Genomic DNA, 17,729 nt, shown 5'->3' with positions numbered 1-17,729 from the left:
AGTGTCTGAACTGGCCTCATCGCGAGCAGGCTCGCTCCTACAGGGTTCAATGTGATCCCTGTAGGAGCGAGCCTGCTCGCGATTGGGGCAACTCGGTCTCAGTGCGCTTCCCCAGCCTTCAACCCCTCCGGCAATTTCCTGGTCAGCAACACCGCCAGCATGCTGATCCCCAGCGCAATCCCGACAAAATGAAACGCATCGTTGTAGGCCATGATCGACGCCTGTTGGTGGGCGATCTCGCTGAGTTTGCCCAGTGCTGCCGTTTCATTGCCCAGCCGGTCAGCCAGCGAGGCGATCCGTTCTGCCACCTGCGGATTGCTCGGCACGATGGATTCACGCAAGTAGTCAAAGTAAACCTTGGTCCGCGCATCCAGCAGCGTGGCGAGCAGGGCGATGCCGATGGCGCCGCCGAGGTTGCGCAGGATGTTGAACAGGCTCGAGGCCGATCCCGCATCCTGGGGCAGGATGTAGGCGGTGGCGATCAGCGAGATGGTGACCATGATCAGCGGTTGGCCCAGGGCGCGGATGATCTGGATCTGATTGAACTGCGGCCCGGCAAAGTCCGGGTTCAGCACGCCCGAGGAAAAACTCGCCAGCCCGAACAGCCCGAACCCCAGGGTGCACAGCCATTTGGGCGAGACATACTTCATCAACTTCGGCACCAGCGGGATCAGAAACAGCTGCGGCACGCCCATCCACATGATCACTTCACCGATCTGCAGGGCGTTGTAGTTCTGGATCTGCGCCAGGTACAGCGGCAACAGGTAGATCGAGCCGTACAAACCGACCCCCATCCCGACGCTGGAAATACTGGATAACCCGAAGTTGCGGTTGCCGAGGATACTGAGATTGATCAGCGGATTGGGTTTGGAGAACTGCACGATCACAAAGCTGATCAGGCTGACCAGCGCGATGCTGCCCAGAGTCACGATCAGGCTCGATTCCAGCCAGTCCTTGCGGTGGCCTTCCTCCAGGAACACCTGCAAGCAACCGAGCCCGACGCCGAGGGTGAGAATGCCGGCGTAGTCGGTGCTTTTCAGCAATTCCCAGTGGGCTTCTTTCTTCTCCAGGCCGTACATCAGGCCGGCGATCATGATCAGGCCAGGCGGGATGTTGATATAGAAAATGTATTCCCAGCCCCAGTTCTCCGTCAGCCAGCCGCCGAGGGTAGGGCCGATGGAAGGGGCGAAGGTGGCGGTCATGGCGAACATGGCCATGCCCTTGGCGCGGTGGTGTTCCGGCAGCTTGATCAGGGTCAGGGTGAACGCCAGCGGAATCAGCGCGCCACCGGTAAAGCCTTGCAGGGCGCGGAACACGATCATGCTTTCCAGGCTCCACGCCATGGAGCAGAGCAGGGATGCGGCCAGGAACCCGAGGGATACCCACACCGCCAGGCGCCGCGCCGACAGCAACTGCACGAGCCAGGCGGTGAGGGGGATCATGATGATTTCCGCCACCAGGTACGAGGTGGAGATCCATGAACCTTCTTCCAGGGTCGCCGACAGCGCGCCCTGGATGTCCTTGAGCGAGGAGTTGGTGATCTGAATGTCCAGCACCGCCATGAACGCACCGAGCATCACGCTCATCACCGCAATCCAGTCCCGCCGGGTCGGTTCGCCGACCGGGCGGATCAGTTGATCACCGGCCATCGTCAGGGGCGTCTTTGTGGCTCACTTTGGGGGTGATTTCTTCAGGCGCGTCCTTGATGTTCACTTTGGCGGTGACCGACATGCCCGGGCGGATCTTGCCGCGTAGTGGATTGTCCGCGGCGAACGTCAGTTTTACCGGAATCCGTTGTACGACTTTGGTGAAGTTGCCCGTGGCATTGTCCGGCGGCAACAGGCTGAACTGCGCACCCGAGGCGGCGAACAGGCTGTCGACCCGGGCTTTGATCGGGGTATCGCTGTAGGCATCGAAGGTCAGTTCGGCTTCCTGGCCGGGCTGCATGTGGCCAATCTGGGTTTCCTTGAAATTGGCCTGAATCCAGATGTCTTCGTCCGGCACGATCGACAACAGGTAAGCGCCGGCCTGCACGTATTGGCCTTCGCGGGCCGCACGCTGGCCGATCAGGCCGCTGATGGGGGCGTGGATTTCGCTGCGGGTCAGGTTCAGTTCAGCCTGGGCCAAATCGGTTTTAGCGTTGGCGATCTGCGCGTCGAGGCGTTTGATCTCGGCGGTGAGTGCGTTGACTTGCTGGCGCTGACTTTGTGCGTCGGCCTGGGCCTTGGCCAGTTGGGAGCGGGCAATGTGGGATTCGGCGGAGAGGGTGGTCACCCGTTCTTCCGAGACATAACCGGGTTTGCGCAAGGTCTCGGCGCGGGTCAGGTCAATCTGCGAGCGGCCCAGGCTGGCCTGGCTGGAGGCGACTTGCGCTTCGCTGGCGGCAATCAGGCTGGCCTGCTGGGTCAGTTTGCTCGTGGCTTGCAGGCGCTCGGCCTGGCGGGTGGCCAGGACGGCATTGGCGCGGTCGACAGCGAGGTGGAAGTCGTCGCCTTCGAGTTTGACCAGCAATTGGCCTTTCTCGACATGCTGGTTGTCCTGCACCAGCACCTGATCGATGCGCGCGCCCAATTGGCTCGACACGCGGGTGATCTCGCCCTGGACATAAGCGTTGTCGGTGCTTTCATAAAAGCGCCCCTTGAAGAACCAATGGGCAAACAGGCCCCCGGCAATCAGCAGGACAATCAGCAGGAACGTGAAGAGGCGACGCTTGAGTTGGGCAGGCATGAGGCAAACTGTAGTCGAGAAATTGTAAGGGAAGTTATCAGCAGGCAAATCTGGCATACAGCCGATAAGCGGTAAATGCCGTCGGCCGATATCCGCGACATACGGGCGTTACAGCCGCAACCTTGGCTTAAATGCCCTGTTCGCTGGAGCCGGGCGGGTATCGCCTGTTACCATTCGCGCCTTGTTTGAACTTTGCTTTTTTTCTTTTCGAGACATGCCATGACCACCGTCCGCACTCGCATCGCGCCATCGCCTACCGGGGATCCCCACGTAGGTACCGCTTACATCGCCTTGTTCAACTACTGCTTTGCCAAGCAGCACGGCGGTGAGTTCATCCTGCGGATCGAAGACACCGACCAACTGCGTTCGACTCGTGAGTCCGAACAGCAGATTTTCGACGCCTTGCGCTGGCTCGGGATCGACTGGAGCGAAGGCCCGGACGTCGGCGGCCCGCACGGTCCGTACCGTCAAAGCGAGCGCGGCGATATTTATCAGAAGTATTGCCAGCAGCTTGTAGAGCTCGGTCATGCTTTCCCGTGCTTCTGCACTGCCGAAGAGCTGGATCAGATGCGCGCCGAGCAGATGGCCCGTGGTGAAACCCCGCGCTACGACGGCCGCGCGCTGCTGCTGTCGAAGGAAGAAGTCGCCCGTCGCCTGGCGGCTGGCGAGCCCCACGTTATCCGGATGAAAGTACCAAGCGAAGGCGTCTGCGTGGTGCCGGACATGCTGCGTGGCGACGTCGAGATCCCGTGGGACCGCATGGACATGCAAGTCCTGATGAAGACCGACGGCCTGCCGACGTACTTCCTGGCCAACGTGGTCGACGATCACCTGATGGGCATCACCCACGTATTGCGCGGCGAAGAGTGGCTGCCATCGGCACCGAAGCTGATCCTGCTTTACGAGTACTTCGGCTGGGAACAACCGGAGCTGTGCTACATGCCGCTGCTGCGTAACCCGGACAAGAGCAAGCTTTCCAAGCGCAAAAACCCGACCTCGGTGACCTTCTACGAGCGCATGGGCTTCATGCCCGAAGCGATGCTCAACTACCTGGGGCGCATGGGCTGGTCGATGCCGGACGAGCGCGAGAAGTTCTCGCTGCAGGAAATGGTCGACAACTTCGACCTCAAGCGCGTGTCCCTCGGCGGGCCGATCTTCGACATCGAGAAGCTGTCGTGGCTCAACGGCCAGTGGCTGCGCGACCTGCCGGTGGAAGAGTTCGCCGCGCGCGTGCAGAAGTGGGCGTTCAACTCCGAATACATGATGAAGATCGCGCCGCACGTGCAGGGCCGGGTCGAAACCTTCAGCCAGGTGGCACCACTGGCCGGGTTCTTCTTTGCCGGTGGCGTGAACCCCGATGCCAAGCTGTTCGAATCCAAGAAGCTGTCGGGCGATCAGGTCCGCCAGTTGATGCAGTTGATCCTGTGGAAGCTCGAAAGCCTGCGTCAGTGGGAGAAGGACTGCATCACCGCAACCATTCAGGCTGTGGTCGAGTCCCTGGAGCTGAAGCTGCGTGATGCCATGCCGCTGATGTTCGCTGCGATCACCGGCCAGGCCAGCTCGGTGTCGGTGCTCGATGCGATGGAAATCCTCGGGCCGGACCTGACCCGTTTCCGTCTGCGCCAGGCCATTGACCTGCTGGGCGGCGTGTCGAAGAAAGAAAACAAAGAGTGGGAAAAGCTGTTGGGCGCTATCGCCTGATTGCGTTTGCCTCTGCGGTAATGGCCGAAGGCCGGGATCTTTTGCTCCCGTTCTTCGGCGCTCCCCCTGAATTTACGAGGGGGAGGGCGGTAAGTGGTTGTTATGTCGGCAAAAAATTTTGAAATTTTTCAAAAATAAGTTTGACAGACTTTCGATACGCCCTTAAGATTCGCCCCGTCCTCAGCGATGACATCAACGATGAGGGGCTATAGCTCAGCTGGGAGAGCGCTTGCATGGCATGCAAGAGGTCGACGGTTCGATCCCGTCTAGCTCCACCAATTTACACTTCAAGACTTGGCCACACCGGTCTTGAAGCGATCAGCACTCAGCACTGATCAGTTGTATAGAAGGGTTTGCGTCCCCTTCGTCTAGTGGCCTAGGACACCGCCCTTTCACGGCGGTAACAGGGGTTCGAGTCCCCTAGGGGACGCCAGTTTTACAGAAGCGATGTTGCAAGATGTCGCTCCGCCGCGAGGCGAAAAATCCGGGGCTATAGCTCAGCTGGGAGAGCGCCTGCATGGCATGCAGGAGGTCAGCGGTTCGATCCCGCTTAGCTCCACCAATTTTACAGTTCAAGGTCTGGCCACACCGGCCTTGAATCGATCAGCACTCAGCACTGATCAGTTGTATAGAAGGGTTTGTGTCCCCTTCGTCTAGTGGCCTAGGACACCGCCCTTTCACGGCGGTAACAGGGGTTCGAGTCCCCTAGGGGACGCCACGATTACCCGCTCTGCGGGATTTTATAAGGGTCATTCAATTATTGAATGGCCCTTTTGTTTGTCTGGCGTTTGACAAAAACCCTCCCATTTCCAAAAAAACTGTTCTTCAGACCAGCGGTCATGTCCATGACTTGCTAAAATTTATTATGAGAATAATATTTCAATCGTAATATTCGGAGGCGACGATGAACGATAAAAAAGCTCAAACCCGCGAACGCATCCTCAAGGCCGCCAGCGCAGCGCTGATTCAGCGCGGCCCGGCCGAGCCAAGTGTGGGCGAAGTGATGGGTGCGGCGGGCCTGACGGTCGGCGGCTTCTACGCACACTTCGAAAGCAAGGACGCGATGATGCTCGAGGCGTTCAGGCAATTGCTCGGTCACCGCCGCGACCTGATTGCTGACATGGACGCGCAGTTGACCGGCGAAGAGCGCCGCGCGCTGGTGGCAGCGTTCTATCTGTCGCGCAAGCACCGTGATTCCTCCGAATCGGCCTGTCCGATCCCGGCATCGGTCGGCGAACTGGGGCGGCTGCCGGAAGCGTTTCGTGTTGCGCTCAATGAGCATGTGGAATTGATGGTCGCGCAGTTGGCGGCCAGCCCTGAAGAAACCGAAAAAGCCCTGGCCGACATGGCCTTGATGGTGGGTGGGTTGGCTCTGGCGCGGGCGTTGGGGCCTGGAGAGTTGTCCGATCGATTACTGCGTGCCGCCAAATCGGCAGTGCGTTGACCTGAAGGCTGCGGCCTGAGGAGAATGCGATGAGCGCGTTAAAGTGGGTTCGTGGCGTTAATGGCACCTTGGGCTGGTTTGCCCCGAAACTGGTCGCAAGCAAAATGCGACAGGCGTTCATGACGCCAAGGGATCTGCCGCTGCGTGACTGGGAGCTGCCACTGCTGGCCAAGTCCGAGCGGATCACCCTGCGTTTTGGCCTCTCGGCCTTGCGCTGGGGCCAAGGCCCGGCAGTCTTGCTGATGCATGGTTGGGAAGGGCGGCCGACGCAGTTCGCCAGCCTCATCACTGCGCTGGTCGATGCCGGTTACTCGGTCGTGGCCCTGGATGGTCCGGCCCACGGTCGCTCGCCGGGCAGCGAAGCGAATGTGGTGCTGTTCGCCCGCGCCATGCTTGAAGCGGCTTCCGAACTGCCGCCCCTGCAAGCGGTCATCGGCCACTCCATGGGGGGCGCCAGCGCCATGCTCGCGGTCCAGTTGGGCTTGCGCACCGAAACCCTGGTCACCATTGCCGCTCCGGCGCGGATTCTCGGTGTGCTGCGTGGCTTTGCCCGCTATGTCGGGCTGCCACCGAAGGCCCGCTCGGCGTTCATTCGCCAGGTCGAGCAAGACGTCGGCATGCGAGCCGCGACACTGGATGTCGCGCACTATCAACTCGACATGCCGGGCCTGATTGTCCACGCCGAAGACGACAACTTCGTCTTGGTGAAGGAATCCCAGCTGATTCACGAAGCCTGGTTCGATAGCCGCTTGTTGCGTTTGAAGGAAGGTGGTCATCAGCGAGTCCTGGCCGACCCTCGGGTGATTGATGGCGTGTTATCACTGCTGGCCGGGCGCAGCCTGCAATCACGCCAATCCGCCTGAGCTTCCGTTACACTGCCCCGGTCGAAATTATCTGACCAGGGAGTCGGGCATGGGCTGGGATCGGGAAACGCCGTTCATCATTGATCTGCAAGTGAGCGCCGAGGACATTGACGGGTTGGGGCACGCGAACAATGCGGTTTACGTGACCTGGCTCGAACGCTGTGCCTGGCGCCACTCCCAGCGCCTGGGCCTGGACCTGGTCGAATATCGTCGGCTGGACCGGGCGATGGCGGTGGTGCGGCACGAGATCGATTACCTGGCGGCTGCCTATGAGGACGATGAGTTGCAATTGGCGACCTGGATCGTGGATTGGGACCAACGCCTGAAAATGACCCGGCACTTCCAGTTGATCCGCCCCAGTGACAACACCACGCTATTGCGCGCGCAGACCACGTTCGTCTGCATCGAGCTGTCCACCGGCAAGCCCAAGCGCATGCCGGGGGAGTTTATCGAGGGCTATGGCCCGGCGATTCAGGCGTTGGAATCAGCGAAAACCTAATGTGGGAGCGAGCCTGCTCGCGAAGGCGGCGGCAAATCCAGCATCAATGTATCTGACAGAGCGCTTTCGCGAGCAGGCTCGCTCCCACAAGGCATCTGCGGTTTCTCGCGCAATCCAGTAAACTGCCGCACGTTTTTCCTCGAGTGTGTTTTTCATGCAAATTGCTTTGGCGCCCATGGAGGGGTTGGTCGACGACATCCTGCGCGATGTGTTGACCCGCGTGGGTGGTATTGACTGGTGCGTGACCGAGTTCATTCGGGTCAACGACCAGTTGCTGACACCTGCCTATTTCCACAAGTTCGGCCCGGAGTTGCTCAACGGCGCCCGGACGGCCTCCGGCGTGCCGCTGCGTGTGCAATTGCTCGGTTCCGATCCCGTGTGCCTGGCGGAAAATGCCGCGCTGGCCTGCGAGCTGGGTTCCGAAGTGATTGACCTGAATTTCGGCTGTCCAGCCAAGACCGTCAACAAATCCCGTGGTGGCGCGGTATTGCTCAAGGAACCCGAGCTGCTCAACCAGATCGTCGAGCATGTCCGTCGTGCCGTCCCCGCGCACATTCCGGTCACCGCCAAGATGCGCCTGGGCTTCGACAGCCCGGACGGTTCGCTGGTATGTGCCACGGCCCTGGCCGAAGGCGGCGCCGAACACATCGTGGTGCACGCGCGGACCAAGGTCGACGGCTACAAGCCGCCGGCGCACTGGGAGTGGATTCCGCGGGTGCAGGACGTGGTCAAGGTTCCGGTGTTCGCCAACGGCGACATCTGGAGCGTCGAAGACTGGCGTCGCTGCCGCGAGATCAGCGGCGTTGAAGACATCATGCTTGGTCGCGGCCTGGTTTCGCGTCCGGACCTTGCCCGGCAGATCGCCGCAGCGCGGGCCGGTGAAGAAGTGGTCGAGATGACGTGGGCCGAGTTGCTGCCGCTGATCCAGGACTTCTGGCTGCAAGCCAAGGCACAGATGACGCCACGCCAGTCGCCGGGCCGCCTGAAGCAATGGCTGGCGATGCTGACCCGCAATTATCCCGAGGCGGTAGAGCTGTTCACCGTGCTGCGTCGTGAGACCGAGCTGGATAACGTCTCGCGTTTGCTGGGGCTGCCGGTGGCGGCAGCGGCCTGAAACTTTTTATGAAAAAAGCAGAAAACAATCTCTTGAAATGCAATCAGCGGTCCCTATCTAAGGATTACGCGATGCCGAATTCGGGTCGCGGAGACAAAAAACCTTGCTGATTGTTTTCAGGAGATTTGCATCATGGCTACTACATTTTCCATGGCCCCACTGTTCCGTTCCTCGGTAGGTTTCGACCGTTTCAACGACCTGTTCGAGACCGCCCTGCGCAACGAGCCAGGCAGCAGCTATCCACCCTATAACGTGGAGAAACACGGCGACGATCAATACCGCATCGTAATTGCCGCGGCCGGTTTCCAGGAAGAAGACTTGGAGCTCGAAGTCGAGAAAGGTGTGCTGACCATCAGTGGCGGTAAACGCGACGCGGACGAAGACGTCACTTATCTGTATCAGGGCATTGCGCAACGTGCCTTCAAGCTGTCCTTCCGTCTGGCTGATCACATCGAGATCAAGGCTGCCGGCCTGAGTAATGGTCTGTTGAGCATCGACCTGCTGCGGGTGGTACCGGAAGAGGCGAAAGCCAAGCGCATCCCGATCAACGGCACGCAGAAGAAGGCTCTGCAACACTGAGTCAGAGCAAGAAGAAGGGCGCCATTGGCGCCCTTTTTTGTGCTCGTCACTTCAGCAGTTTTTGAAACTCTTCTACCGGCAATGGCTGACTGTGCAAATACCCTTGGTAGAAGTGACAGTCCAATCCCTGCAAGAACTCCAGCTGCTCCGCTGTTTCCACTCCCTCGGCAATCACCTTCAAATCCAGGCTGTGGGCCATGGCGACGATGGCGCGGATGATCTCGGCGTCGTTCGGGTCGCTGGTGGCGTCGCGGATGAACGACTTGTCGATTTTCAGGGTATCGACTGGCAGGCGCTTGAGGTAGGTCAGCGAGGAATAGCCGGTGCCGAAGTCGTCCATGGCGAAGCTCACGCCGAGTTTTTTCAGGCGGCGCATTTTGCTGATGGTGTCTTCCAGGTTCTGGATGACGATGCCTTCGGTGATTTCCAGCTTCAACAGGGAGCAGGGCAGGCCATGGCTGGACAGGCTGTTTTCGACGCGTTCGACGAAGTCGTTCTGGCGGAACTGGCGCGGGCTGATGTTCACGCACAGGCTGAATCTTAGCGGGTCTATCAGGCCGTTTTCGATCAATTGCTTGAAGGCCTGGCAGGCTTCGTCGAGGATCCAGGTGCCGACCTCCAGAATCAGTCCGCTGTCTTCCAGTACCTTGATGAACTCGTTGGGTGACTGCGGGCCGAGCTCCGGATGATTCCAGCGTACCAGGGCCTCGGCGCCGACGATGCGGTCGCCCCGGGCGTCGACCTGAGGTTGGTAATGTACGCGAAATTCGCCCCGGGAAAGCGCCAGGCGCAGGTCGGTTTCCATGCGCAGGCGTTCACTCGCGGCCTTCTGCATGGTGTTGTGGTACATCTGCGCGGTATTGCGCCCCGAGTCCTTGGCGCGATAAAGCGCGATGTCCGCGCGCTTGAGCAGGTCGGTCGGGGTCGAGCCGTGATCGGGGATCAGGGCGATGCCGATGCTTGGGGTTACCTGCAGGCGCTGGCCGTCGAGGAACATTGGTTCGGATAGCAGCTCGCGAATGGTGTCGGCCACTTCGCGAACCTGATCGCTGACCTCGCTGCGCGAGCCTTCGAGGCCACTGAGCAGTATCACGAACTCGTCACCGCCCAGGCGCGCAACGGTGTCCTCCATGCGCACGCTGGCTTCCAGGCGCGCGGTGATGATTTTCAGCACCGTGTCGCCCACCGGGTGCCCGAGGGAGTCGTTGATGTGCTTGAAGTGGTCGAGGTCGAGGAACATCAGCGCGCCGCGCAGGTTGTGGCGTTTGAGCAGGGCGATCTGCTGGCTCAGGCGGTCCATCAGCAAGGCACGATTGGGCAGGTTGGTCAGTGGGTCGTGGTAGGCCAGGTGGCGGATCTGCGCTTCGGCGTTTTTCAGCAGGCTGACGTCGCGTGCGGTCAATAACAGGCAGGCGGTTTCGTTGAGGGTGATCGGTTCCACCGAGACTTCGACGGTGAGCAGTTCGCCGCGCTTGTTGCGCCCGAGCATTTCCTGGTGATGAACCCGACCCTTGATCTGCAATTCGGCCAGCAGCGCCGAGCGTTGTTTTTCTTCAGCCCAGATCCCGACCTGATACACCGTGCGGCCCACCACTTCCTCGGCGCGGTAACCGGTCAGGCGGCAGAAACCGTCGTTGACCTCCAGATAGCGTCCGGTGTCGCGCTCGGTGATGGTGATGGCGTCGGGGCTGGAGTGGAAGGCCTTGGCGAATTTCTCTTCACTGGCCTTGAGCGCCGCTTCCGAGCGCTGTTGCTGGGTGATATCGCGCAGCGTGGTGACGATGCAGGCCTGGTCGCCGACGCTGATCTGGCGGCTGGAAATCACGCAGGTCAGGACCTGTCCGTCCTTGTGCTGGACGAGAATGGCCACGTTGTTCAGGCCTTGTTCGCGGATCACTTGTTCGATCCGTCGCAGGCTTTTCGCCGAAGCGTCCCACAGGCCGATTTCGTCGGCGCTGCGGCCGATCACATCGGCAGTGCTCCAGCCGAAGGTCTGGGTGAAGCTGGAGTTGATTTCAATGAACTGGCCGGTGTCCTGGTGGGTGACGCAGATCGGATCGGGGCTGACCTGGAACAGCGTGGCGAATTTTTCTTCGGAGGCCACCAGCCGTTGTTCGCGCTCCACCTGGTCGGTGATGTCGAGCAATGTACCGGCCATGCGCACCGGCACGCCGCTGTCATCACGGTAGAGGCGGGCGCGGCTTTCCAGGTAGCGCGAGCTGCCGTCGGGCAATTGCACGCGGTAGGTCAATTGGTAGTTGCCGGCCGGGCCTTCACGCAGGCTGCGGTAAGCGTCGCGCATGGTGTCGCGTTCTTCGCCGGGCACGCCTTCGAAGAACTCGTCGAAGGACTCGTGAAAGGGTTTGGCGTCCAGGCCGTGCAGTTGGGCGGCCCGTGCCGATCCGTAGAGCATGCCGCTGGGAATGTGCCAGTCCCAGGTGCCGAGTTGCGCCGAGTCCAGGGCCAGATCGAGACGTTCCTGGCTGTCCTTGAGGGCCTGTTCGGCGACTTTGCGTTCGGTGGTGTCAAGGAAGGTGCTCAGTAGATAGGGCTGGCCTTCGAGCTCGACCTTTTGCGCACTGAGGATGCCATCATGGATTTGCCCATTGCTGGCGCGAAACTGCACTTCCATGCTGACCAGGTCGCCTTTGGCTTTGGTGGCCTTGACCAGTTCGTCCCGTTGCTCGGGGTGTACCCACAGGCCCAGCTCCAGGGTGGTGCGGCCGATCGCGTTTTGCACCGGCCAGCCGAACAGGCTTTCGAAATACTGGTTGGCTTCGGAGATCAGGCCGTCTTCCTGGCGGGTCAGCAGGACCATGTTCGGGCACAGGTGGAACAGGGTGGCGAAGCGCTTTTCCGAGCTGCTCAACGCCTGTTCGCGCTGACGCTGGTGGGTAATCTCGCGGATCACACCGATCATCCGTGGCCGGCCGTGTTTGTCCGGCAACAGGCTGCCGTTGATCTCCAGCCAGTGCAGGCTGCCATCGGGCCAGCGGATGCGGTGATGCATCGCTTGCTCCAGTGGTGCGCCAGCGATGACCGCGTGGAATGCGCGAAGGGTTTTCGCGCGATCTTCCGGGGGCAGCAGGTCAAGGTATTCCAGATCCCGTGGCAGCGGTTGCCGGGGATCGAAGCCGAACAGCGCCTGCGTACCCCGAGACCAACTGATCTGCCCGCGCTCGATGTCCCAATACCAGGCACCCAGGCGTGCGCCGTTGAGCGCGGCCAACAGTTGCGAGGCACTTTCCCAGCTCTGTTCGGAGTTTTTCGGGTCAAGTGCCTGTATGCGCGGCATTGGCGGAATACGGTCAACAGATTTGGGCATTGGCAAGCCTTAGGCTGAATGGGCGTTTGGCACGGGAATTCGCGGCTCTATAGGAGTAGCACAACTTAGCCTTGAGTCCCTGGCGGATCGAGTTGAGCATCCAGCAGGGCCATGAAGGCCCGCGCGGCGTTCGACAGTGTCCTTTCCGTGTGCAGGATATAGCCTAGCTGGCGAGTGAGCTGTATGCCCGGCAAAGGTATGCGCGCCACCTGGTCATCGAGCATGGTGCGCGGCAAAACGCTCCAGGCCAGGCCGATCGAGACCATCATCTTGATGGTTTCCAGGTAGTTGGTGCTCATCGCAATGTTTGGCGTCAGGCCCTGGGCTTCAAACAGCCGCTGCACGATGTGGTGGGTAAAGGTGTTGCCGCCGGGGAAGACCGCCGGGTGACGGGCGATGTCCGCCAGGCTGACCTGGCCGTTATTGAGCAGCGAATGCTCCGGGGCAACCACGAAATCCAGCGGGTCGTCCCACACCGGGGTGGCCTTGACCAGCGCGTGGGGTTCCGGTGCCAGGGTAATGACCGCCAGTTCGGCGCGGCCGTGGAGAATTTCCTCGTAGGCCACTTCCGAATCGAGGAACTGAATATCCAGTGCCACCTGTGGGTAGCGCCGGGTGAACTCCCTTAATAAGGGCGGCAAACGGTGCAGGCCGATGTGGTGACTGGTGGCCAGGGTCAGACGGCCGGTCACTTCGCCGGTGAGGTTGGTCAGGGCGCGGCGCGTATCATCGAGGACATTGAGAATCTGGTAGGCCCGCGGCAGCAGGGCGCGCCCGGCTTCGGTCAGGCCCACTTCACGCCCCAGGCGATCGAACAGCCGTACCTTCAATTGCTGCTCCAGCCCGGCGATGCGTTTGCTGATGGCAGGCTGGGTCAGGTGCAGCCGTTCGCCGGCGCCGGAGAAGCTTCCGGTCTCGGCGATGGCAATAAAAGCATTGAGGTTGGCCAGATCCATAGTCGCATTCCAATTGGTTATCCAAAGCATAAAAAATATGAATTTGAGTTATTTAATGTAACCCCATAGGATCAGCCTCACAAGCCAAAGGGTTATTGAGTCTTTCAAGACCCAGAGGTCTGTGTAGCGAGTTTGTTAGTTCAAATTCGGATGCCAGAAGTCCATAGCCAAGGCGCTGCGACGAGTCATAGCGCGCTATGGCGAGGAGCAGCAACGCAGGATATGGGCTTCTGGCGCCGAAGTTGACTAACGAAACTCGCTATACAGACCTCTCTGGCATAGAAAAAGCTGATGAGGAACCGTCTGATGGCCGGCAAAACGCTCTACGACAAGCTCTGGGATTCGCATTTGGTCAAGCAGCGCGACGATGGCTCTGCGCTGATCTACATCGATCGTCACATCATCCACGAAGTGACCTCGCCGCAAGCCTTCGAAGGCCTGCGTCTGGCCGGGCGCAAGCCATGGCGCATCGATGCCAACATCGCGACCCCGGACCACAACGTACCGACCACGCCGGAGCGCAAGGGCGGCATCGACGCCATCGTCGACCAGGTCTCGCGCCTGCAAGTCCAGACCCTCGATGACAACTGCGATGAATACGGCATCGTCGAGTTCAAGATGAACGACGTTCGCCAGGGCATCGTCCACGTCATCGGCCCGGAGCAGGGCGCGACCTTGCCGGGCATGACCGTGGTCTGCGGCGACTCCCACACCTCGACCCATGGCGCATTCGGCGCATTGGCTCACGGTATCGGCACTTCCGAGGTCGAGCATGTGCTCGCCACCCAGTGCCTGGTCGCCAAGAAAATGAAAAACATGCTGGTACGCGTCGAAGGCCAATTGCCGTTCGGCGTGACCGCCAAGGACATCGTGCTCGCGGTGATCGGCAAGATCGGCACCGCCGGCGGTAACGGCCACGCCATCGAATTCGCTGGCAGCGCGATTCGCGACCTGTCCGTCGAAGGCCGCATGACCATTTGCAACATGTCCATCGAGGCCGGCGCTCGCGTAGGCCTGGTAGCGGCTGACGAAAAAACCGTGGCCTACGTCAAGGGCCGTCCATTTGCTCCGAAAGGCGCCGAATGGGACCTGGCCGTCGAAGCCTGGAAAGACCTGGTTTCCGATGCCGACGCCGTCTTCGACACCGTTGTTGAACTCGATGCAGCCGACATCAAGCCGCAAGTCAGCTGGGGCACTTCGCCTGAGATGGTGTTGGCGGTGGATCAGAACGTGCCGGATCCCGCGAAGGAAATGGACCTGGTCAAGCGCGACTCCATCGTCCGTGCCTTGAAGTACATGGGTTTGACCGCCAACCAGGCGATCACCGACATTCAGTTGGATCGCGTGTTCATCGGTTCGTGCACCAACTCGCGGATCGAGGACCTGCGCGCTGCGGCCGTGATCGCCAAGGGCCGCAAAGTGGCCTCGACCATCAAGCAGGCCATCGTCGTGCCGGGCTCGGGTCTGGTCAAAGCCCAGGCTGAATCGGAAGGCCTGGACAAGATTTTCCTCGAAGCCGGTTTCGAATGGCGTGAGCCGGGTTGCTCGATGTGCCTGGCGATGAACCCGGACCGTTTGGAGTCCGGCGAGCATTGCGCCTCGACCTCCAACCGTAACTTCGAAGGCCGTCAGGGCGCCGGTGGTCGTACCCACCTCGTCAGCCCGGCCATGGCCGCGGCCGCCGCTGTGAACGGTCGTTTCATCGACGTCCGTGAATTGATTCAGGGAGCGCAGTAAGCATGAGAGCATTTACCCAACATACTGGTCTTGTCGCGCCTTTGGATCGTGCCAACGTCGACACCGACCAGATCATCCCGAAGCAATTCTTGAAGTCGATCAAGCGCACGGGTTTTGGCCCGAACCTGTTCGATGAATGGCGCTACCTGGATGTGGGCCAGCCTTACCAGGACAACTCCAAGCGTCCGCTGAACAAGGACTTCGTCCTCAACGCCGAACGTTACCAGGGCGCCAGCGTGTTGCTGGCCCGGGAGAACTTCGGTTGCGGCTCCAGCCGTGAACACGCGCCGTGGGCGCTGGAAGAGTACGGTTTCCGCAGCATCATCGCGCCGAGCTATGCCGACATCTTCTTCAACAACAGCTTCAAGAACGGCTTGCTGCCGATCATTTTGAGCGATGCCGAAGTCGATGAGCTGTTCCAGCAGGTCGAGGCCAATCCGGGCTACCAGTTGCAGGTCGATCTGCAAGCCCAGACCGTGACCCGCCCTGACGGCAAGGTGTTGAGCTTCGAAATCGATGCCTTCCGCAAACATTGTCTGCTCAACGGTCTGGACGATATCGGCCTGACCTTGCAGGACGGCGATGCGATTGCGACGTTTGAAGCCAAGCACCGGGCTAGCCAGCCGTGGTTGTTTCGCGACGCTTGATTGATCCGACATTGATGTAGGCCACTCTGGCCTCATCGCTAGCAGGCTAGCTCCCACAGGGGAGTTGTGTACGCCATAGATCCAATGTGGGAGCTAGCCTGCTAGCGATGGCGGCAGTAGAGGCACCCCAAGACTAAGCCCCAAAAGGAAGTCCCCATGACCAGCACCGCCCAGCACACCCAGGTAGTCCAGAAGCAATTCGGTGAACAGGCCTCGGCCTACCTGAGCAGCGCCGTACACGCTCAAGGCACTGAATTTGCGCTGCTACAGGCCGAGCTGGCGGGGCAGGGCGATGCCCGGGTCCTGGATCTTGGCTGCGGCGCCGGTCACGTAAGTTTTCACGTAGCCTCATTGGTCAAAGAAGTGGTGGCTTACGACCTGTCCCAACAGATGCTCGACGTGGTGACCGCTGCCGCTGTCGATCGTGGCTTGAGCAACGTGTCCACGGTCAACGGTGCCGCTGAGCGCCTGCCGTTCGCCGATGGCGAATTCGATTTCGTCTTCAGCCGTTATTCGGCGCACCATTGGAGCGATCTGGGCGTGGCCCTGCGGGAGGTGCGTCGAGTCCTGAAGCCGGGCGGTGTGGCGGCATTCGTCGACGTATTGTCACCGGGTAGCCCGCTGTTCGACACTTACCTGCAAAGCGTCGAAGTGCTGCGCGACACCAGCCATGTGCGCGATTATTCCGCCGGCGAGTGGTTGCGCCAGGTCAGCGAGGCGGGGCTGCACACCCGCAGTACCACGCGTCAGCGTTTGCGCCTGGAGTACAACAGCTGGGTCGAGCGCATGCGCACGCCTGAAGTGATGCGCGCGGCGATCCGCGAATTGCAGCAGTCGATGGGCAACGAAGTACGCGAATATTTCGAGATTGAGGCCGATGGTTCGTTCAGTACCGATGTATTGGTGCTGTTTGTAGAAAGATAGGCACCGATCGATAGAATTTTTCCGGGTGCGCCAAAGGCGCACCGACTGATGACATGAGGAAAGCATGAGCAAGCAGATTCTGATTCTCCCAGGTGACGGTATTGGCCCGGAAATCATGGCCGAAGCGGTCAAGGTGCTGGAGTTGGCCAGCGACAAGTTCGCCCTGGGCTTCGAGCTGAGCCATGACGTGATCGGTGGTGCTGCCATCGACAAGCACGGCGTGCCCCTGGCCGACGAGACCCTGGAACGTGCCCGCGCGGCCGACGCCGTATTGCTGGGCGCCGTTGGCGGTCCGAAATGGGATGCCATCGAACGTGACATCCGCCCTGAGCGCGGCCTGTTGAAGATCCGTGCGCAACTGGGCCTGTTCGGCAACCTGCGCCCGGCGATCCTGTACCCGCAACTGGCCGAGGCTTCCAGCCTGAAGCCGGAAATCGTTTCCGGGCTGGACATCCTGATCGTGCGTGAGCTGACCGGCGGTATCTACTTTGGCGCGCCTCGCGGCACCCGCACCCTGGAAAACGGCGAGCGTCAGTCCTACGACACCCTGCCGTACAGCGAAAGCGAAATCCGTCGTATCGCCCGTGTCGGTTTCGACATGGCCATGGTCCGTGGCAAGAAGCTGTGCTCGGTGGACAAGGCCAACGTACTGGCCTCCAGCCAACTGTGGCGTGAAGTGGTCGAACAAGTGGCCAAGGATTATCCTGAAGTCGAACTGAGCCACATGTACGTCGACAACGCCGCGATGCAGTTGGTGCGCGCACCGAAGCAGTTCGACGTGATCGTCACCGACAACATGTTCGGCGACATCCTGTCCGACCAGGCCTCGATGCTTACCGGTTCGATCGGCATGCTGCCGTCGGCGTCTCTGGACACCCACAACAAGGGCATGTACGAGCCGTGCCACGGTTCGGCGCCGGACATCGCGGGCAAGGGCATCGCCAACCCGTTGGCGACCATTTTGTCGGTGTCGATGATGCTGCGCTACAGCTTCAGCCAGCAAGCCGCGGCCGATGCCATCGAGAAAGCCGTCAGCCTGGTGCTGGATCAGGGCTTGCGCACCGGCGACATCTGGTCGGCCGGTTGTACTAAAGTCGGTACGCAGGAAATGGGTGACGCAGTAGTCGCCGCGCTGCGGAATCTGTAATCTCTCGGGCCCGCTGCCAAATTCAAGACAAGGTAGCGGTCCACATTTCAAGAAGGTGTAGTTGCG

At 60.5% G+C, this 17,729-nt stretch carries 14 protein-coding genes and 4 tRNA genes; 14 read left to right on the top strand and 4 right to left on the bottom strand.

What is annotated here, in order from left to right:
• Positions 1 to 98: 98 nt before the first annotated feature.
• Together BSF44_RS12025 and BSF44_RS12020 are read right to left on the bottom strand one after the other, a co-directional pair.
• Positions 99 to 1,589: an MDR family MFS transporter gene (locus BSF44_RS12025; protein ID WP_172435342.1), complete on the bottom strand. Its 1,491-nt coding sequence runs from the start codon at positions 1,587 to 1,589 to the stop codon at positions 99 to 101.
• Between the two features lie 49 nt (positions 1,590 to 1,638).
• A complete protein-coding gene (locus BSF44_RS12020) occupies positions 1,639 to 2,727 on the bottom strand; it encodes an HlyD family secretion protein (RefSeq protein ID WP_095943691.1) in 1,089 nt (362 codons plus the stop codon).
• Between the two features lie 219 nt (positions 2,728 to 2,946).
• On the opposite strand from BSF44_RS12020, the gene gltX reads away from it, so the two are divergent.
• The 10 genes from gltX to BSF44_RS11970 all read left to right on the top strand — a co-directional run bounded on the left by gltX (position 2,947) and on the right by BSF44_RS11970 (position 8,927).
• Positions 2,947 to 4,428 (top strand): glutamate--tRNA ligase, encoded by a 1,482-nt coding sequence (gene gltX / locus BSF44_RS12015; RefSeq protein WP_095943690.1) that lies wholly within the window; start codon positions 2,947 to 2,949, stop codon positions 4,426 to 4,428.
• Positions 4,429 to 4,630: 202 nt separating this feature from the next.
• Positions 4,631 to 4,706, top strand: a tRNA-Ala gene (locus tag BSF44_RS12010).
• A gap of 79 nt (positions 4,707 to 4,785) precedes the next feature.
• Positions 4,786 to 4,861 (top strand) — tRNA-Glu (locus tag BSF44_RS12005).
• A gap of 53 nt (positions 4,862 to 4,914) precedes the next feature.
• Positions 4,915 to 4,990: transfer RNA gene (locus BSF44_RS12000), tRNA-Ala, on the top strand.
• An 80-nt stretch (positions 4,991 to 5,070) separates the two neighbouring features.
• Positions 5,071 to 5,146 (top strand) — tRNA-Glu (locus tag BSF44_RS11995).
• 186 nt (positions 5,147 to 5,332) lie between these two features.
• Positions 5,333 to 5,872, top strand: coding sequence for a TetR/AcrR family transcriptional regulator (locus tag BSF44_RS11990; protein WP_008050839.1), 540 nt, complete (start codon positions 5,333 to 5,335; stop codon positions 5,870 to 5,872).
• Between the two features lie 29 nt (positions 5,873 to 5,901).
• Complete coding sequence (locus BSF44_RS11985) at positions 5,902 to 6,735, top strand: alpha/beta fold hydrolase (protein WP_095943689.1); 834 nt, start codon at positions 5,902 to 5,904, stop codon at positions 6,733 to 6,735.
• A 49-nt stretch (positions 6,736 to 6,784) separates the two neighbouring features.
• Positions 6,785 to 7,234 carry a thioesterase family protein gene (locus BSF44_RS11980; protein ID WP_095943688.1) on the top strand — a complete coding sequence of 150 codons (450 nt, stop codon included), beginning with the start codon at positions 6,785 to 6,787 and terminating at the stop codon, positions 7,232 to 7,234.
• Between the two features lie 154 nt (positions 7,235 to 7,388).
• Positions 7,389 to 8,348, top strand: coding sequence for a tRNA-dihydrouridine synthase (locus tag BSF44_RS11975; RefSeq protein ID WP_095943687.1), 960 nt, complete (start codon positions 7,389 to 7,391; stop codon positions 8,346 to 8,348).
• Between the two features lie 132 nt (positions 8,349 to 8,480).
• Positions 8,481 to 8,927 carry an Hsp20 family protein gene (locus BSF44_RS11970; protein WP_095943686.1) on the top strand — a complete coding sequence of 149 codons (447 nt, stop codon included), beginning with the start codon at positions 8,481 to 8,483 and terminating at the stop codon, positions 8,925 to 8,927.
• Between the two features lie 46 nt (positions 8,928 to 8,973).
• Here BSF44_RS11970 and BSF44_RS11965 read toward each other — a convergent pair whose 3' ends face one another.
• Positions 8,974 to 12,252 carry a PAS domain S-box protein gene (locus BSF44_RS11965; protein WP_095943685.1) on the bottom strand — a complete coding sequence of 1,093 codons (3,279 nt, stop codon included), beginning with the start codon at positions 12,250 to 12,252 and terminating at the stop codon, positions 8,974 to 8,976.
• 65 nt (positions 12,253 to 12,317) lie between these two features.
• Positions 12,318 to 13,208 carry a LysR family transcriptional regulator gene (locus BSF44_RS11960; RefSeq protein WP_095943684.1) on the bottom strand — a complete coding sequence of 297 codons (891 nt, stop codon included), beginning with the start codon at positions 13,206 to 13,208 and terminating at the stop codon, positions 12,318 to 12,320.
• A 306-nt stretch (positions 13,209 to 13,514) separates the two neighbouring features.
• Between BSF44_RS11960 and leuC the strand changes: the two genes are divergently transcribed.
• The 4 genes from leuC to leuB all read left to right on the top strand — a co-directional run bounded on the left by leuC (position 13,515) and on the right by leuB (position 17,663).
• On the top strand, positions 13,515 to 14,945 hold the full coding sequence (leuC, locus tag BSF44_RS11955; RefSeq protein WP_095943683.1) for a 3-isopropylmalate dehydratase large subunit: 1,431 nt from the start codon (positions 13,515 to 13,517) through the stop codon (positions 14,943 to 14,945).
• A gap of 2 nt (positions 14,946 to 14,947) precedes the next feature.
• On the top strand, positions 14,948 to 15,592 hold the full coding sequence (leuD, locus tag BSF44_RS11950) for a 3-isopropylmalate dehydratase small subunit (protein ID WP_095943682.1): 645 nt from the start codon (positions 14,948 to 14,950) through the stop codon (positions 15,590 to 15,592).
• A gap of 156 nt (positions 15,593 to 15,748) precedes the next feature.
• Entirely contained in the window at positions 15,749 to 16,516 is a 768-nt protein-coding gene (locus tag BSF44_RS11945; RefSeq protein WP_095943681.1) for a class I SAM-dependent methyltransferase, read from the top strand.
• Between the two features lie 64 nt (positions 16,517 to 16,580).
• Positions 16,581 to 17,663, top strand: a complete 1,083-nt coding sequence (gene leuB, locus BSF44_RS11940) for a 3-isopropylmalate dehydrogenase (RefSeq protein WP_095943680.1) — start codon at positions 16,581 to 16,583, stop codon at positions 17,661 to 17,663.
• Positions 17,664 to 17,729: the final 66 nt, after the last annotated feature.

Source organism: Pseudomonas sp. ACN8, from assembly GCF_002303925.1.
Taxonomy (GTDB): Bacteria; Pseudomonadota; Gammaproteobacteria; order Pseudomonadales; family Pseudomonadaceae; genus Aquipseudomonas.
Note: the sequence above shows the minus strand (reverse complement) of the source record. Positions and strands in the feature narration are given on the sequence as shown.

What these genes read in the sequence shown, in the direction of transcription:
- leuD (WP_095943682.1), top strand. Translation starts at nt 14,948, where the DNA reads ATGAGAGCATTTACCCAACATACTGGTCTTGTCGCGCCTTTGGATCGT.
- BSF44_RS11960 (WP_095943684.1), bottom strand. Translation starts at nt 13,208, where the DNA reads ATGGATCTGGCCAACCTCAATGCTTTTATTGCCATCGCCGAGACCGGA.
- BSF44_RS11945 (WP_095943681.1), top strand. Translation starts at nt 15,749, where the DNA reads ATGACCAGCACCGCCCAGCACACCCAGGTAGTCCAGAAGCAATTCGGT.
- BSF44_RS11980 (WP_095943688.1), top strand. Translation starts at nt 6,785, where the DNA reads ATGGGCTGGGATCGGGAAACGCCGTTCATCATTGATCTGCAAGTGAGC.
- BSF44_RS11985 (WP_095943689.1), top strand. Translation starts at nt 5,902, where the DNA reads ATGAGCGCGTTAAAGTGGGTTCGTGGCGTTAATGGCACCTTGGGCTGG.
- leuC (WP_095943683.1), top strand. Translation starts at nt 13,515, where the DNA reads ATGGCCGGCAAAACGCTCTACGACAAGCTCTGGGATTCGCATTTGGTC.
- BSF44_RS11970 (WP_095943686.1), top strand. Translation starts at nt 8,481, where the DNA reads ATGGCTACTACATTTTCCATGGCCCCACTGTTCCGTTCCTCGGTAGGT.
- BSF44_RS11965 (WP_095943685.1), bottom strand. Translation starts at nt 12,252, where the DNA reads ATGCCCAAATCTGTTGACCGTATTCCGCCAATGCCGCGCATACAGGCA.
- BSF44_RS12020 (WP_095943691.1), bottom strand. Translation starts at nt 2,727, where the DNA reads ATGCCTGCCCAACTCAAGCGTCGCCTCTTCACGTTCCTGCTGATTGTC.
- leuB (WP_095943680.1), top strand. Translation starts at nt 16,581, where the DNA reads ATGAGCAAGCAGATTCTGATTCTCCCAGGTGACGGTATTGGCCCGGAA.
- BSF44_RS11990 (WP_008050839.1), top strand. Translation starts at nt 5,333, where the DNA reads ATGAACGATAAAAAAGCTCAAACCCGCGAACGCATCCTCAAGGCCGCC.
- gltX (WP_095943690.1), top strand. Translation starts at nt 2,947, where the DNA reads ATGACCACCGTCCGCACTCGCATCGCGCCATCGCCTACCGGGGATCCC.
- BSF44_RS11975 (WP_095943687.1), top strand. Translation starts at nt 7,389, where the DNA reads ATGCAAATTGCTTTGGCGCCCATGGAGGGGTTGGTCGACGACATCCTG.